This is a genomic window from Psychrobacter sp. P11G5 (assembly GCF_001593305.1).
Taxonomy (GTDB): domain Bacteria; phylum Pseudomonadota; class Gammaproteobacteria; order Pseudomonadales; family Moraxellaceae; genus Psychrobacter.
On the sequence record NZ_CP012533.1, the window covers coordinates 84,951 to 100,642 of the forward strand.

At 39.3% G+C, this 15,692-nt stretch carries 13 protein-coding genes and 2 tRNA genes; 13 read left to right on the forward strand and 2 right to left on the reverse strand.

The window, feature by feature from the left end; genetic code table 11:
* The first annotated feature begins 133 nt into the window (after window positions 1-133).
* The 13 genes from AK825_RS00380 (at window position 134) to AK825_RS00440 (ending at window position 13,521) form a co-directional block, all read left to right on the forward strand.
* A tRNA-Leu gene (locus tag AK825_RS00380) sits at window positions 134-218 on the forward strand.
* A 124-nt stretch (window positions 219-342) separates the two neighbouring features.
* A tRNA-Met gene (locus AK825_RS00385) sits at window positions 343-419 on the forward strand.
* A 448-nt stretch (window positions 420-867) separates the two neighbouring features.
* Window positions 868-1,368 carry a ribosome maturation factor RimP gene (rimP, locus tag AK825_RS00390; protein ID WP_068033682.1) on the forward strand — a complete coding sequence of 167 codons (501 nt, stop codon included), beginning with the start codon at window positions 868-870 and terminating at the stop codon, window positions 1,366-1,368.
* A 147-nt stretch (window positions 1,369-1,515) separates the two neighbouring features.
* Window positions 1,516-3,000 carry a transcription termination factor NusA gene (gene nusA, locus AK825_RS00395; RefSeq protein WP_068033684.1) on the forward strand — a complete coding sequence of 495 codons (1,485 nt, stop codon included), beginning with the start codon at window positions 1,516-1,518 and terminating at the stop codon, window positions 2,998-3,000.
* Between the two features lie 191 nt (window positions 3,001-3,191).
* Window positions 3,192-5,924, forward strand: a complete 2,733-nt coding sequence (infB, locus tag AK825_RS00400; RefSeq protein ID WP_068033686.1) for a translation initiation factor IF-2 — start codon at window positions 3,192-3,194, stop codon at window positions 5,922-5,924.
* A gap of 149 nt (window positions 5,925-6,073) precedes the next feature.
* Entirely contained in the window at window positions 6,074-6,463 is a 390-nt protein-coding gene (locus tag AK825_RS00405; RefSeq protein WP_068033687.1) for a ribosome-binding factor A, read from the forward strand.
* Between the two features lie 9 nt (window positions 6,464-6,472).
* Window positions 6,473-7,555, forward strand: a complete 1,083-nt coding sequence (gene truB, locus AK825_RS00410; protein ID WP_068033690.1) for a tRNA pseudouridine(55) synthase TruB — start codon at window positions 6,473-6,475, stop codon at window positions 7,553-7,555.
* Window positions 7,556-7,884: 329 nt separating this feature from the next.
* A complete protein-coding gene (locus AK825_RS00415) occupies window positions 7,885-8,409 on the forward strand; it encodes a type 1 glutamine amidotransferase domain-containing protein (RefSeq protein WP_068033692.1) in 525 nt (174 codons plus the stop codon).
* A gap of 86 nt (window positions 8,410-8,495) precedes the next feature.
* Window positions 8,496-8,657: a hypothetical protein gene (locus tag AK825_RS14740; RefSeq protein WP_158510464.1), complete on the forward strand. Its 162-nt coding sequence runs from the start codon at window positions 8,496-8,498 to the stop codon at window positions 8,655-8,657.
* 110 nt (window positions 8,658-8,767) lie between these two features.
* Window positions 8,768-8,953 carry a hypothetical protein gene (locus tag AK825_RS00420; protein ID WP_068033694.1) on the forward strand — a complete coding sequence of 62 codons (186 nt, stop codon included), beginning with the start codon at window positions 8,768-8,770 and terminating at the stop codon, window positions 8,951-8,953.
* A 403-nt stretch (window positions 8,954-9,356) separates the two neighbouring features.
* Window positions 9,357-9,623: a 30S ribosomal protein S15 gene (gene rpsO / locus AK825_RS00425; protein WP_068033696.1), complete on the forward strand. Its 267-nt coding sequence runs from the start codon at window positions 9,357-9,359 to the stop codon at window positions 9,621-9,623.
* Window positions 9,624-10,253: 630 nt separating this feature from the next.
* Window positions 10,254-12,350, forward strand: coding sequence for a polyribonucleotide nucleotidyltransferase (pnp, locus tag AK825_RS00430; RefSeq protein WP_068038829.1), 2,097 nt, complete (start codon window positions 10,254-10,256; stop codon window positions 12,348-12,350).
* A 481-nt stretch (window positions 12,351-12,831) separates the two neighbouring features.
* Window positions 12,832-13,521, forward strand: coding sequence for a NeuD/PglB/VioB family sugar acetyltransferase (locus AK825_RS00440; RefSeq protein WP_068033700.1), 690 nt, complete (start codon window positions 12,832-12,834; stop codon window positions 13,519-13,521).
* A gap of 647 nt (window positions 13,522-14,168) precedes the next feature.
* Here the strand turns inward: AK825_RS00440 and AK825_RS00445 are convergent.
* Both AK825_RS00445 and AK825_RS00450 read right to left on the reverse strand, forming a co-directional pair.
* Window positions 14,169-14,903 carry a hypothetical protein gene (locus AK825_RS00445; RefSeq protein ID WP_068033702.1) on the reverse strand — a complete coding sequence of 245 codons (735 nt, stop codon included), beginning with the start codon at window positions 14,901-14,903 and terminating at the stop codon, window positions 14,169-14,171.
* Window positions 14,904-15,063: 160 nt separating this feature from the next.
* Window positions 15,064-15,618: a hypothetical protein gene (locus tag AK825_RS00450; protein ID WP_068033705.1), complete on the reverse strand. Its 555-nt coding sequence runs from the start codon at window positions 15,616-15,618 to the stop codon at window positions 15,064-15,066.
* Window positions 15,619-15,692 lie beyond the last annotated feature (74 nt).

A 15,692-nucleotide genomic window follows, 5' to 3' on the forward strand; every position in this document is an offset into this window, starting at 1 on the left:
CTACAATGCTCGTCTGTTTTTATTAAGCTAGATTGACTTGTTACTGTCATCCTCATGGCATAGAGTTAATCATTAAAAATAAGCTGATTAGAAATAGAGCAGTAAAAGAAGTTATAGTTATAAGTAGCTATAAGCGATTGTGGTGGAATTGGTAGACACGCCATCTTGAGGGGGTGGTGGCGCAAGCTGTGGGGGTTCAAGTCCCCCCAATCGCACCAACTTTTTTTACGTCGCACAGTGTAAAGTTGATTATTATAGAAATGAGATTTTTAGTTTAAAGTTTATTTTAAATAAAGATTGACAGACCTATGAAACTAACATACAATGTGCATTCTAAATTGATGCGGGGTGGAGCAGTCTGGTAGCTCGTCGGGCTCATAACCCGAAGGTCGTTGGTTCAAATCCAGCCCCCGCTACCACTTTCAATACTGATTTTTGTACACTAAATTGTCAGTTGCAATAAGCCCACCATTATGTTTGTGGGTTTTTTTGTATCTGAGAGTCAGTGTTATCGCGGTATTTATTCTACTTATGCTAAGCTCTATGTCTATAGAGTAAGGTAATATCAGTCAATTGCGCGGTGATTCGTAAGCGACAATGCCTTTTATTTCATACTCTCTCAGTGACGATTTTGCTTTATGAGTTCTATTAGAATTCATAGTCTTAATTTGATGTCCATTATTCATATCATTTCGTAAAAATAAAACGAATACGGTAGGATATTTGGATTTACTTATAATATAGCCATATTGTTTAGATAGTAAAATATACGACGGTTATAGTGCTATTTCTAAGTGTTCCTCATAATATATATAATAAGGTTCTCTAAGCACTGTGTACAAGCAAACAGGAAAATATAAATAAATTATGAAACTTTCTACCAAAGTTGAAGAACTGACCAATATTATCGCTCCTGCGGTAGCGGCATGTGATGTGGCTTTGTGGGGCGTAGAATTTGTCCCACAAGGGCGTCGCTCTTTACTGCGCATTTATATTGAGTCATTACCTGAAGAACAAGCGCAAGATAAGCAAGTGACTATCGAAAACTGTGCAGCAGTCAATCATCAAGTGAGTGGTATTCTTGAAGTACATGATCCTATTGCTGGTGAGTATATTTTAGAGGTGTCATCGCCTGGATTTGATCGTGCATTCTTCTCAGAAGAGCAAATGCGTGATTATATCGGTCAAACGGTTAGCCTGCGCTTGATACAAGCGATAGGACAAGGCGATAAAAAACGTCGAAAGGTAACAGGCGTACTAGATAGTATGGGTACTGATTCATTAAATCTTACGGCTACTGATAATGAGCAGTTTGAGATTGCTTTTAGCAATATTGATAAAGCTAACCTAATTTTTGAAGATGCTTAATGTTGCTGCAGGTTTCTAATACGGTTATTAATAAATAAGCGTGATAGTCATAAATCGTTTAAAGCATAAATAACGTATGGTTTACTTTAGCAACATAACGTCAATACACAAATTATAAAATTTAAGTAAGTATAGGACTGGTATAGCATGAGTCGAGAAATCTTAACGGTAGTTGAAACCGTCAGTAATGAGAAAGGCCTAAATCCTGAAGATATATTTGAAGCTATAGAAGACGCTTTAGTAGTATCGACTAAGAAAAAAGTATATACCGAACAGCCTGAAGTGGCAGTACGAGTAGCTATTGACCGTACGACTGGTGATTATGATACTTATCGTTACTGGACAGTAGTTGCAGATGAAGATCATGAGATGCCAGCTTGTCAGCTTGCTATCACTGACCTTGACCAAGAAGAATGGTCAATTGGTGATGTAAAAGAAGAGCAGATTGAATCGATCGAATTTGGTCGTATTGCAGCTACTCAAGCTAAGCAAGTTATCATCCAAAAAATTCGTGAAGCTGAGCGTGCTCTAGTAGCAGATGCTTTTGAGCCACGTATTGGTGAGATGATGTATGGCGAAGTCAAAAAGCAGACGCGAGATGGATATATCATCGATTTAGGCGATAATGCAGAAGGTTACTTGTCACGTGATCATATGTTGCCACGTGAGCAGCTACGTGTTAAGTCTCGTATTAATGCAATCCTATATCATGTGAACCGTGAAAATCGCGGTGCACAGTTATTATTGTCGCGTACGCATCCTGAAATGCTTTCAGCATTAATGCAAAAAGAAGTGCCTGAGATTGCTGAGCAAATCATCGAGATTCGTAATGTTGCTCGCTTGCCGGGTACTCGTGCTAAAATATCGGTTAAGACTAACGATCACCGTATTGATCCGGTCGGTGCTTGTATTGGTATGCGTGGTACACGTATCCAAGCAGTACAACAAGAGCTTGATGGTGAACGTATTGATGTCGTTGTGTGGTCCGATGATCCAGCACAATATATTATTAGTGCGCTTGAGCCTGCGGACGTTAGTAGTATCATCTTAGATGAAGATACTCAAACAGCAGACATTATTTTTAGTACTAATGATCAGCTCGCACGGGCAATTGGCTCACAAGGTCAAAACGTACGTTTAGCCTCAGAGTTAACTGGCTATAAGCTGAATATGATGCTTGAAGAAGAGTATCAGAAGCGTCAAGAAAGTGAAAGCAAAGCGTTTATTGAATTATTCTATGAGCGTTTAGAAGTAGATCAAGACTTAGCACATGCTTTAGTTGATATCGGTTTTACCAGTATCGAAGAAGTGGCTTATGTGCCGGTTGAAACTTTCTATGATATCGAAGGTCTAGACGACGAAGCGATTGATATGATTCAAGAGCGTGCTAAAGAAGTAGTCATCGCAGACGAATTAGTTAAACAACAAAACATGAAAGAGCCAAGTCAAGAATTGCAAGATCTTGAGGGTATGACAGTCAGTTGGGCCTATAAAATGGCACAAAAAGATATCATTACCGTTGATGATTTAGCTGAACAAGCAATCTTTGATTTAGAAGATATTGAAGGCTTAGATGCTGAAACAGCAGGAAAGCTCATCATGAAGGCTCGGGAATCTTGGTTCAATGAATAGGCGTTAACTGCATATCGCTGTCTTTTGGTGGTATGCTATTAATAATAAAGGGCTGATAAAAGATCATTATTTAGTGTGCTTATATAATAATTAGTTATGATAAATAACACTAGCATCAGCCTAAACGCAATCATTTGTAGCCAACAACTGAATTGAACATATAGCAAATAATAGACAGTAGGTGATAATAAATGGCAGATAAGACCGTCAAAGAACTGGCAGAAATGGTAGGCAAAACCGCTAGTGCTGTACAACAGCAACTACAGGATGCTGGGCTACCTGCTCGCGGGGAGGATGACTCAGTCACCGAACTTGAGCAAGAGAAGTTGGTGACGTATTTAAAACAAAGTCATGGTCAGCAAGAGAAGCGCCGTATTAGCCTCAAATCTAAGACGACCAGTACCGCGCGTGTGACTGGCTCTTCAGGTAAATCCAAGAGCGTCAATGTTGAAGTACGTAAAAAGAAAGTATTTGATAAGCCGGATCCGGAAAAGATAGCGGAAGAATTAGCTGCGCGTGAACAAGCGATGATTGAATCGCAAGCGCGTGCTGCTAAAGAAGCTGAAGAACGTTCTGCAACTAAGAAAAAGTCAGAAGAGCGTCAAGCAGCAACTCTAGCTGCTATGCGTGCAAGTCTTGGTTCAAGCAAAAGCTCAAGTGGTAAAAACGAAGAGATTTCTACCTCTTCAGTCGTAGTTAAGAAAGGCGGCAAAACTACCGTTGAAGTTAAGCCTAAAGAAAAAGAGAAAGAAAAGAAAAAAGTTGCTGCTACTAAGCCAAAAGTTGAAACCGCAGCTGAGCGCAAGGTTCGTGAAGTACGTGAGAAAGAAGAAGAACGTCTACGTCAAATTGAGACTGAAACTCGTCGCGTACAAGCTGAAGAGGCTCAAAAACGTACACTTGAGCAAATGCGCAAAATGGCTGGTAAATACACGGATCAGCCTGCTGCCGAAGTTCGTAAGGACGAGCCATTGGCTGAAGGTCTGGTAGGCGATGCATTAGAAGAGTCGTTTGAAAAAGAGCGTCGTGAAATCAAGCGTGGTGCAAGCAGCACTGGCGCTCGTGGCCGTCGTCGCAAAAACCAAGATGAACGTGAGTTTAAGAACCGTAAGAACGGTTTGAGATCAACGCAAGCTGCACAACATAAATTCGAGAAACCTCTCGACAAAATTATCTACGATGTTGAGATTAGTGAGCAGATTTCTGTAGCAGATCTTGCCCAGCGTATGGCTGTTAAAGCTCGTGAAGTTACTAAATTGCTGATGAAAATGGGCGAAATGGCTCGTGAAACAGATACTATTGATCAAGCGACCGCTAGTTTAATTGTTGAAGAAATGGGTCACAACCCAGTACCAGTCAGTGATACCAAAGTTGAAGACGATCTTCATCATGCGGTTGATGAGCGCAGCAGTAACGTACAAACGCGTCCACCAGTCGTTACTATTATGGGTCACGTTGATCATGGTAAAACTTCGTTACTTGATAAGATTCGTGAAACGAAAGTTGCAACGGGCGAGGCAGGTGGTATCACCCAGCATATCGGTGCTTATCATGTAAAAACTGAGCGCGGTGTTATTACTTTCCTTGATACTCCAGGTCACGCAGCCTTTAGTGCGATGCGTTCACGTGGTGCTCAAGCGACTGATATCGTAGTATTGGTTGTCGCAGCCGATGATGGCATGATGCCACAAACTGAAGAGGCGATTGATCATGCTCGTGCAGCGGGTACTCCTCTAATCGTTGCTATTAATAAAATGGATAAGCCAGGCGCTGATCCTGATCGTGTATTAAACGAATTAACTGCAAAAGAAGTAGTCTCAGAAGAGTGGGGTGGTGATACGCCAATGGCGCGTATCTCAGCTAAAACTGGTGAAGGCATTGACGAGCTTTTAGAATATATCAGTTTACAAGCTGAATTAATGGAGTTAGAAGCCCCATTAGACGGTGCTGCACAAGGTGTGGTAATTGAGTCAAGACTTGATAAGGGTCGTGGCCCTGTTGTAAGTGTCCTAGTTAAGAAAGGTATGCTTAAACAAGGTGACTTAGTTCTAGCTGGTGAGTACTATGGTAAAGTTCGTGCAATGACTGATGAGCATGGTCAACGCGTTCAGTCAGCTGGTCCTTCTATTCCTGTTGAAATCTTGGGATTACCTGAGACACCAGCAGCTGGTAGCGAATTCCTAGTCGTGACAGATGAGAAAAAAGCACGTGAAGTTGCTGATTTTAGAACCAATCGTGAGCGTGAGCGTCAACTGGAACGTCAGAATGCCATGCGCTTAGAAAGCATGTTCGATCAGATGGAACAAGGCGATGTGTCATTCTTGAATATCGTATTGAAAACAGATGTTCGTGGTTCGCTTGAAGCGTTACTTTCTGCACTGAATGAATTATCAACTGACGAAGTTAAAGTCAGAGTGATTAGTTCAGGTGTTGGTCCAATTTCTGAATCTGATGTTACTCTTGCAGAGTCTAGTGAAGCCGTACTATTAGGTTTCAACGTCCGTGCTGATGCAACCGCACGCCGTAAAGCAGACGCTGCCAACATGGATATTCGCTATTACAGTGTCATCTATGGTTTGATTGATGATGTAAAAGCGGCGATGAGTGGTCTACTTGCTCCTGAACATCGTGAGAAAATCCTTGGTATCGCTGACGTTCGTGAAGTGTTCCGCTCTAGTAAGTTTGGTGCAGCTGCCGGTTGTATGGTCGTTGAAGGGACTATCTATCGTAATAAGCCTATCCGCGTATTACGTGATGATAAGGTTATCTTTACTGGACAATTGCAATCATTACGTCGTTATAAAGAAGACGTTAATGAAGTGCGTACCGGAATGGAATGTGGTCTAGCGGTTCGCGGCTATGATGTTGAAGCTGGCGATAAGATCGAAGTTTTCGAAATCCAACAGTTTGAACGTACGATTTAAGCATATTGTGCTTTTATCTAGCAAAGCTTAGATTATCGAGATAATGATGTACTTAGGCCTAACAGGTCCAACCTGGTAGGCCTTTTTTATCGTATATTTCTGCTATTAAACACTATTACTAAATTATTATTAAAAAACAGGGTAATAATATGAACCAACGTTTACAACGCTTAGCAGACCAAATTCAACGCGAGATTGCAGTACTTATTCGTGATGAGGTCAATGATCCGCGTCTTACTGGTTTTGTGACTATCTCTAGCGTCAAGGTAAGTCCAGATCTAGGTTATGCCGATGTCTATGTTACCATCATGGAGCCTGAGCTAAATGATGCTATGAACAAGACTAACCACGAGCAAAGCATACAAGTTTTGAATAAAGCAGCTGGCTTTTTGCGTACTGAGCTTAGTCATAGTTTAAAAACGCGCACTACACCGCGCTTACGCTTTCACTATGATGAAGTGACTGCTCGTGGTAATTATATGATGGATCTAATCAATCAGGCCGTCACCAAAACAGAGCAAAATGAAGCAGACGAGTAATTTTCTATTATGTCCAAAAGAGCTGATAAGCAACTTAATAAGATAAGAATATCAGGAGTTATCTTAATTGATAAGCCCACTGGTATGACCTCACAGCAAGTAGTGTCAAAGGTGAAATATCTATTTAAGTCACCTGTGTATGACAGCAAAAAAGCAGGTCATACAGGCACACTTGATCCGATGGCGACTGGTTTATTACCTATTTGTTTAGGCGAAGCAACTAAATTTAGCCATTATCAATTGGATGCTGATAAGTCTTATCAAGCGACTATTTTGCTTGGTAGCCAGACAGATACTGGTGATGCAGATGGACAAATAATTGCCCAAGCTGCTATACCAAAATTTAGTGAGACTTTATTAAAAGAGCTTGGACAGCAATTTTTGGGTGCACAGCAACAAATTCCACCAATGTATTCTGCTCTGAAGAAAGATGGTAAGAAGCTTTATGAGTATGCGCGTGCTGGTATAGAAATCGAGCGTGCGCCTAGAGATATAGTCATTAAGGCTATTGATTTATTGAGGTTAGATGAACAGCAGGTTCAACTAACGGTTACATGTTCTAAAGGCACTTATGTACGTGTTCTAGGCGAAGATATCGCTAAAGCATTAGGTACGTTAGGTCATTTAACCGCATTACGTCGCTTACAAGTAGGCGATTTTTTGATCGATAATGCAATGACCTTGTCACAGTTAGAAGAGCTCGAATTACCTCAAAGATTGTCACAACTGTTATATGTAGATGCCTGTGTAAATATTGAGCCTGAATTAATACTAACAACTGAACAGTGCGAACGTGTGAGGTTAGGTCAGCGACTCAACGTATTTGACCAACTGGTAGGTACATTGAATGATTATATTACTGAGGCCGTCGAACAAAACTTAGCTAGTAGCAAGCTAGCTGATGATAAAGATGATAATGTCCTAAAAGATAATCATACTGACAATACCGTGAATCAAAGTGCTGAAGAATCAGTACTGATGCACGAAATACCTGTAGATGTACGTCTTGTTGACGAACAAGGACAGTTTATTGGGTTAGGTGCCGTAAGTCTGAACGGTCGACTACAACCTAAAAAGATTGTTCATTTATAAGATATTTTTATTATAAGTAACCTATTATACTGTTGTTCACCAATCCCTCTTACTAATTACTAGCGCATTACATTAATCACATATCGTCACATTTTATTGCAGGCTTCACCTATGGTGAAGCCTGTTTTTTTTATACACTGTTTAAGTCAGCTAGGAAAAGCAGAATAAACAGATCTAATTACAATACTTAATAATAAAAAGATTAATAACAAAAACACCGAATCATAAGTACTAATACTTAATAGTGAATCATACGAATAATAAGTTAATAAAAACTAATAATAAATAAAAACTTTAGAAAATTACATTTCGAACATATAAGGTAGATTATGAAAACGATTGCTTTCTTACTACATAATAATTTTGAACAAGCAGAGTACGAAGACGTAAATAACCAATTAAAAGAAAAAGGTTATAAGACAGTCCTTATTACTACTAACAAAGAGAAAGAAGTTCAAGGGATGAATGAGGATGTAAATAAAGGCGATACTTTTACCGCTGACATTTTCGCAAAAGATGCCAAAGTTGCTGGTTATCATGCTTTAGTCTTACCAGGTGGTACTGTGAATGCAGATACCATACGTGGCAACAAAGAAGCACACGATATAATCAACGCGGTTAATGATGCAGACAAACCATTAGCAGTTATTTGTCATGCTCCTTGGGTTCTTATTAATACCGGTATTGCTAAAGGTAAAACTCTTACCGCTTATCATTCGCTACAAACCGATTTAGAAAACGCTGGGGCGACCTTTGTAGACAAAACAGTCCAAGTAGATGGTAATTTGATTACTTCACGTAATCCAGATGATATCAACAATTTCGTTGAAGCTATCGACAAAGCATTATCTTAATAAATTTCATCATTCTATGAATAATGAGATAGCAACTTTCATTTAACTTACTTATAACCACAACAACACTAACCGAGGAAAATATTATGGCAAACCCTAATCCAAACGACACCAAACTTGAGCAAGAACGTTCTGAGTCAGCAACTGCAGCACTTAAGAGTCAAACTGAAAATAATCATACAGAAGATTCTGAAGCCGCAGCAGATCGTATTGCTGACAACTTAGAAAATGCTAAAAAAGATAAGTAAAGTTTATTGAGCAGCATTCAGTAGATTATTTACATAGAGTATCTCTAAGACGGATATTAGCTAGATACTAGCTAATATCTGCTGTTACCGAGAGAATAAAAGGAGATTTTATGGATAAGTCAAAAAAAGATATGGATAAGCAAGAATTAGAAATAGAAAAACTAGTAGAAGATATCAATCCTGATCAAGATGTAACTCCAGACAGCTTAGCTGAAGCAACAACGGTACCACTTGATGACGATGCCCTTGGTGGCAATGCTACTGAAGACGATATCAAGAAAAATACAAATAAGTAAGTACCTTATTTATTATATGAATTTTATTATATCAATCGTTTATCTATGCAGTATTAATCTAATATTGTTTACCTAAAACTGTTGAAACTAACACGGAAAGTTGCTGTTAGTTCAGCAGTTTTTTGTTATAATTACTGTCACATTTAAATTAGGCCTTAAATAAGGCAATATGCTTAATTTACTGCTATATGCAGGTGATTGAATTAAGTATTATTTTGCATTAATTTGACCTAATTTTTAAGTAATCGTTACAACAGACTGAGCTTATCGTACACTAGGTCAACTCTAGTAATGCAGGGTTGTCCTGAATGACGTATAAGCTACTTTATTTACTATTCTATTGTTCTTAAGAATACTTAAACCTGAGTATATCTTGGAACTTTTAGCATTGCCGGAGATATTTATGCTAACTAATACCGATCGTGAACAAATCATTGCTCAATACCAACGTGGCGAAAACGACACTGGCTCACCAGAAGTTCAAGTAGCTTTGTTAAGTGCTCGTATCAATGATTTACAGAACCATTTTAAAGAGCACAAAGGTGATCATCATAGCCGTCGCGGTCTTATCCGTATGGTTAATACGCGTCGTAAATTGCTTGATTACTTAAAAGGCAAAGATCTTGGTCGCTATACCACAGTTATCAAACAGTTAGGTTTACGTCGTTAATTCAACGACTATTGTATAGATAGTAGCCAAGTGAGAAGATATTGCCAATTTGCAATATAACTTTGAGAACTACTTTAGAAGTCTTGAGAAAAATGACTTGCTGTTATCAATATAATATATAGGTAAAACAAAAACGGTGTGGAATAGCTTCACGCCGTTTTTTTATGGGTATTGAATAAAGGCTGGACGGTATAAATGCTAGTTAGCCTAACTTTTAACCAGAAAAACACTCAGTTTTGTATTTAATTGGTCAATGCCTATAAATCACTGTAAAATAGTGCACTGTGCATTTCCATAGCTATATCAAAACTTATAGCATTTATTCTGTAGCTGCCCTATGACTAGAGTTAGGTTATATCAGGTACCTTGTATAAATTGACGAGCACAAAATTGGTGCAAGACTTTATTACAACTCGTAAAGATAAGCGGCTATAGAAACCAAATTTGAATAATTAAAAAGATGCAGCAGTACTCTTGATAAATGTATGACCAATAGCAAGGTTTGCAAATAATATTTATCAGTATCTGTAATTACACAATAGAACTCTTAACGACCGATGTTAGATTGCTCAAGCAATTAATATCGTTTTCGTCATTCAACATTAGGAAAAATATATGACAAATCCGACAATGTTTAATACTATTAAACGTGAATTCCAATATGGCGACCAAAAAGTCGTCCTTGAAACTGGCCGTGTTGCTCGCCAAGCTAATTCTATTATGGTCCATATGGGCGGCGTTTCAGTGTTGGTGGCAGCAGTAGTAAAATCTGATGCCAAAGAAGGCCAAAACTTCTTTCCATTGACTGTAAACTATCAAGAAAAAATGTATGCTGCGGGTAAAATCCCAGGTGCATATGGCAAACGTGAAGGCCGCGCCAGTGAGTTTGAAACATTAACGTCGCGTCTAATTGACCGTCCGATTCGTCCGCTATTCCCTGAAGGCTATGTTAACGAAATTCAAATCACTGCTACTGTTGTTTCATCAGATAAGACTCAGTCTGCAGATATCGCAGCACTAATCGGTGCCTCAGCAGCACTGGCTATCTCTGACGCGCCATTCAATGGCCCTGTTGCTGCCGCACGTGTTGGCTTTATCAATGGTGAATACGTACTAAACCCAACGCTTGAACAACTTAAAGAAAGTGACCTTGATTTAGTTGTAGCTGGTACAAAGTCTGCCGTATTGATGGTTGAATCTGAAGCGGCAGAGCTTTCAGAAGATCAGATGCTAGGCGCGGTACTATACGGTCATCAGCAACAGCAAATTGTTATTGATAACATTGCTTCAATGGCAGAAGAAGTTGGTACTGCTAAACAGCAATATGCTGCCCTTAAACGTGATCAAGCGCTTGAAAGCAGCATGAAAGAGCAGTTCGGCGAGCAAGTTGCTGATGCTTATACCATTACTGATAAGCAAGAGCGTTACACTAAGCTTGATGAGATTAAGCAATCAATTATCGATGCGCTTGCTGGTGATGCTGAGTCAGAAAATTATGCTGATACGGTATCTGAGCTAAAGGAAATCTATAACGACCTTAAATATCGTACTGTTCGTGACAATATCTTGTCAGGCAAGCCGCGTATTGATGGTCGTGATCTTGAGACCGTTCGTGCTCTTGACGTACAAGTAGGCGTGTTACCATTTACTCATGGTTCAGCACTATTTACTCGCGGTGAAACTCAAGCATTAGTAACGACAACGCTTGGTAACAGCCGTGACGTCAATATGATTGACTCATTAGCGGGTACTATCCGTGATCATTTCATGCTGCATTACAACTTTCCGCATTTCTCAGTAGGTGAGACTGGTCGTGAAGGGATTCCTAAACGTCGTGAAATTGGTCATGGTCGTCTAGCACGTCGCGGTGTACAAGCGATGCTACCAGACAGCGAACGCTTCCCGTATGTTATCCGCGTAGTATCGGAAATCACTGAGTCAAATGGTTCATCTTCTATGGCCTCTGTTTGCGGTGCAAGCTTGGCATTGATGGATGCAGGCGTACCAATCAAAGCGCCAGTTGCTGGTATTGCGATGGGTCTGGTTAAAGAAGGCGAGCGCTTCGCAGTCTTGTCTGACATCCTAGGTGATGAAGATCATCTTGGCGATATGGACTTTAAAGTAGCTGGTTCTAAAGACGGTATCACAGCCTTACAGATGGATATCAAAATCGAAGGTATTACTCCAGATATCATGGAGCAGGCGTTAAAACAAGCCCATGCAGGTCGTATTCATATCCTAGACGCGATGAATAAAGTATTGCCAGAGAGCCGTACTGAGATCAACGCTCACGCACCTAACTATGCAGTTATTGAAATCAATCCTGATAAGATTCGTGACGTAATCGGTAAAGGCGGTGCGATGATTCGTCAGCTAACCGAAGAGACTGGCGCGGTTATCGATATTGATGATGGTGGCACGATTCGTATCTTTGGTGAAAACAAAGCCGCAACTAAAGCTGCTATCGGTAAAATCGAAGCATTGACTGCTGAAGTTGAAGTGGGTAAAACTTACGAAGGTACAGTCGCTCGTATCGTTGACTTTGGCGCATTCGTCAACGTCTTGCCAAATACTGATGGCCTAGTACATATCTCACAAATCGCAGAAGAGCGCGTAGAGAATGTATCAGACTATCTAAAAGAAGGTCAGATTGTTAAAGTATTCGTTCAAGACGTTGATAACCGTGGTCGCATCAAGCTGACTATGAAAGGTATTGAGCAGAACTAAGCTACCGTCTATTTAATGTAATATTAAATTTTTGCTTTAAAAAACCGCTTCGATTTTTGTCGAGGCGGTTTTTTTTGTACTTATTTTTGGATAATGAATGAAAAATCATTTGGATTTATAGTGTTGGGTGTCGCAAGCTTCGCCTAACACAAATGTTGATATTTGAAATCCAAAAAACACTCACAGTACCTACTAAAAGTACTTATCATTTAATAAAATTTGTGTCTATTTTAGAGCATATAGAGCATATAGAGCATATAGAGCATATAGAGCATATAGAGCATATAGAGCATATAGAGCATCTAGAGCATCTAGGTCAGCAGGTTTTTCCAGTTATCAAAACTCATTTACCATCACGTCTGTGATAGAAAAAACCACTCTTTTTTCTAATTTTTTTATATTCATGTAAGTGTAATAGACCCTAGATATACTGTCATAAAATATCCGTAAGATCTGGCAAATTACTGGAGATAAAATACACATGAAACAGCTTATAGGCGTATATGGAGCAAGTGGATTTGGTAGACAAGTCATGCCATTAATCAAATCTCAATATCCTTACTTAGATAAGTCTTCCTTCGTTTTTATTGATGATTCCAAAGTAACAGATAACCTTAACGGCCATGAAGTACTAAATTTTAGTGAATTTTTAAATTATCTATCGGCTGAAAAATCCGTGACTATCGCTATTGCCGACAGTAAGGTTCGAGAGATATTAGCAGATAAACTTAGGAGAAATAATATCCCTTTAATAGCAGTTGAAGCATCCACAGTCATTAAATTAGACGAGGAGACAATAGAGCTAGGTGAAGGCAGTATTCTGTGTAACAACGTCTGCTTAAAAGTTGATATTAAGATCGGTAAGTTTTTCCACGCTAATACGTATAGCTACATCTCACATGACTGTGTAATTGGAGACTACGTTACATTTGCTCCTAGGGTTAGCTGCAACGGCAACATACATATCCATGATCACGTATACATTGGAACAGGCGCTATAATAAAACAGGGTATACCTGGCAAACCTCTAATTATTGGCAAAGGTGCAATTATAGGTATGGGAGCAGTGGTAACGAAAGATGTGCCTGCAGGAGCAGTAGTAGTGAAAAACCCTGCCCAACCGTTAGTAAAGAGTTTTAAAAGAGAAGAAAACAGCGTGAAAATCGCCTGAAAATAAAATAACGTTATTATCGGATTCGAGCCTTTCCTATTTTTTCTCAAGGCTTTTACATCTAAATTGAAGTCGCTACAGGCTCACACTTGAATGCATTACGACACGTATATTTCTACAGTATTGATGGCCTCTATTGGAGTAAACGATTAAATCTCTGCTAGATCTCTTGTTCTTAATCGCTATATTCAATGCTTGGTAAACTAAATCTACTGCCATGTGCTCATGAATAACACAGCCAACTAGCTCCTGCCGCTTCACAGTCTGCTATTTTCAACAGTTTTGCATACGTTGTGCTTAACCTCGTTCTCAGCTTGCGAATAACCTGCATTCACAAACAATGCTTGAGCGCAAATTTGCACCCTATCTCCTTAATATTTGGCTTTTCAAAATACGATTTTGCTGTAATAAAAAACTGAAGAAATCCCTGCACCAAATCCATTATGCGTGCGTCCACGGTACGCTGGCGTTTTTTCCAAGAGCTACACTATGGTAGGGAGAAATTCAAAGTTAAAGTACTGCTACGTATAGTATACTCATCTGTAAAGATAGAATTAAATTATAGCTAACAAAAATCTAATGCCAAACGCTTACTTTAAACGTTTAACATTGGATTGATGACACTATAAACTAACGAGATAAAGTGCTTACTCTTGATCTAACTTATCAATCATACCTTGGTACTTGTCTTTTCTACTCACAATCTTAGCACGTTCTTCTTCTACATTTGCTATGAGCTTTTTAGCGACTTCTACGCTTTTATCAAAGGCTGCCAGTTCCATATCTACCACAGCTATTAATCTTTGAAGAGTCATGGCAGCCGCTTTTTCGGTGACGCCATTAGTAATGCCCGTAGCTTCGGACATAAAGTCTTCTCTAAGCTTAGATGCCCACTGAAATATACCAGCCATCGTCATATTAGATGTGTCGTCTTGCTCAGACTCATCCTTCTTATCGGCTTCATCTTTTTGATCAGATTTACTATCTTCAGTATCAGTATCAGTATCAGTATCAGTATCAGTATCATCTTTACTAGATTTATCGTCTTCTTTGGATTCACTATCCTTTTCAGACGAATCTTCTTTACTAGATTTATGGTCTTTATCAGTGTCTTTACTTTTACTAGACTTATCCGACTTATCCGACTTATCTTGTTTATCTGACTTATCATCGTCTGATTTATCATTTTTAGTAGAGCTATCGGCTTTCTTTTCTTGAGCTTTGTCTTCTTGATAGTCATGCTCAGCGTTGTATTCTTCAAAGTTACCGTCTTCAAATACTACGGTATCGTCTTTGACTACTTCTACGCCAGTGACTGCTTTATTGTCAGTAGATTTCTTTTCATTTCCAGTCTTACTGTTTTTTGAATTGTTGTTTGACATAACTGATTATCCTGTTTGGAGTTCTAGGTAAAAGATATCTACGCTCGATAATTCTTATAACTTGATATTAGGCTGGAGTGATTTTTTAGTCAATATCTCGACATAAATATACCTATTAAGGCCTACAGGAAAAAACATTTTGATAGAAGGTTTGGCGGATCTAAATGGCGATACTTTTGGGCAGATGAATATCAACTCGAACTTTTGGTAGATCTTGTAAATATTGGTTGAGAAGAGGTAGGGTATCAGTATGCCAATCTAAGGGAATCAAACTTGAGGTATTAGCTATATTGCTTTTAGGATTGTCAAAGACAAGCGGGCGTGTGAATAGAGCAGCCCTACGGACACCTTGATAGCGTATCAACGGAATAAGCTGCTCGCATAAATCAGTCAATGCAGCCGTTAACCAACGCGACCGTGCTGGATGATAAGGGTGGTCGGATATGACAAGGTTAGCAACATAACTTGGCTGATTGCCATTACTACTGATCCCAAGACCAGCATGTTCACGCAACCGTTTATGAAGTAAGCAGCTACCAGCTTCCAAGCTACCATCACGGCAAGTGCGATAATAGCGTTGATAATTGTCAGGATACAAAGTTTTAGTTCGCATCAGCACAGGATCTAGAAATATCCCAGCATTATTAACTGGTAAGATAAGTATCTGCGCGCTACTATTGAGAATAGGGGCATGGGTTAGTTGCAGAGTAGTCATAACAGATGCCCCATGAGTAGATGCTTTTATAAGTTATATAGACTCAGTCTATAGTTGAATAAAGGCTGTTGCCT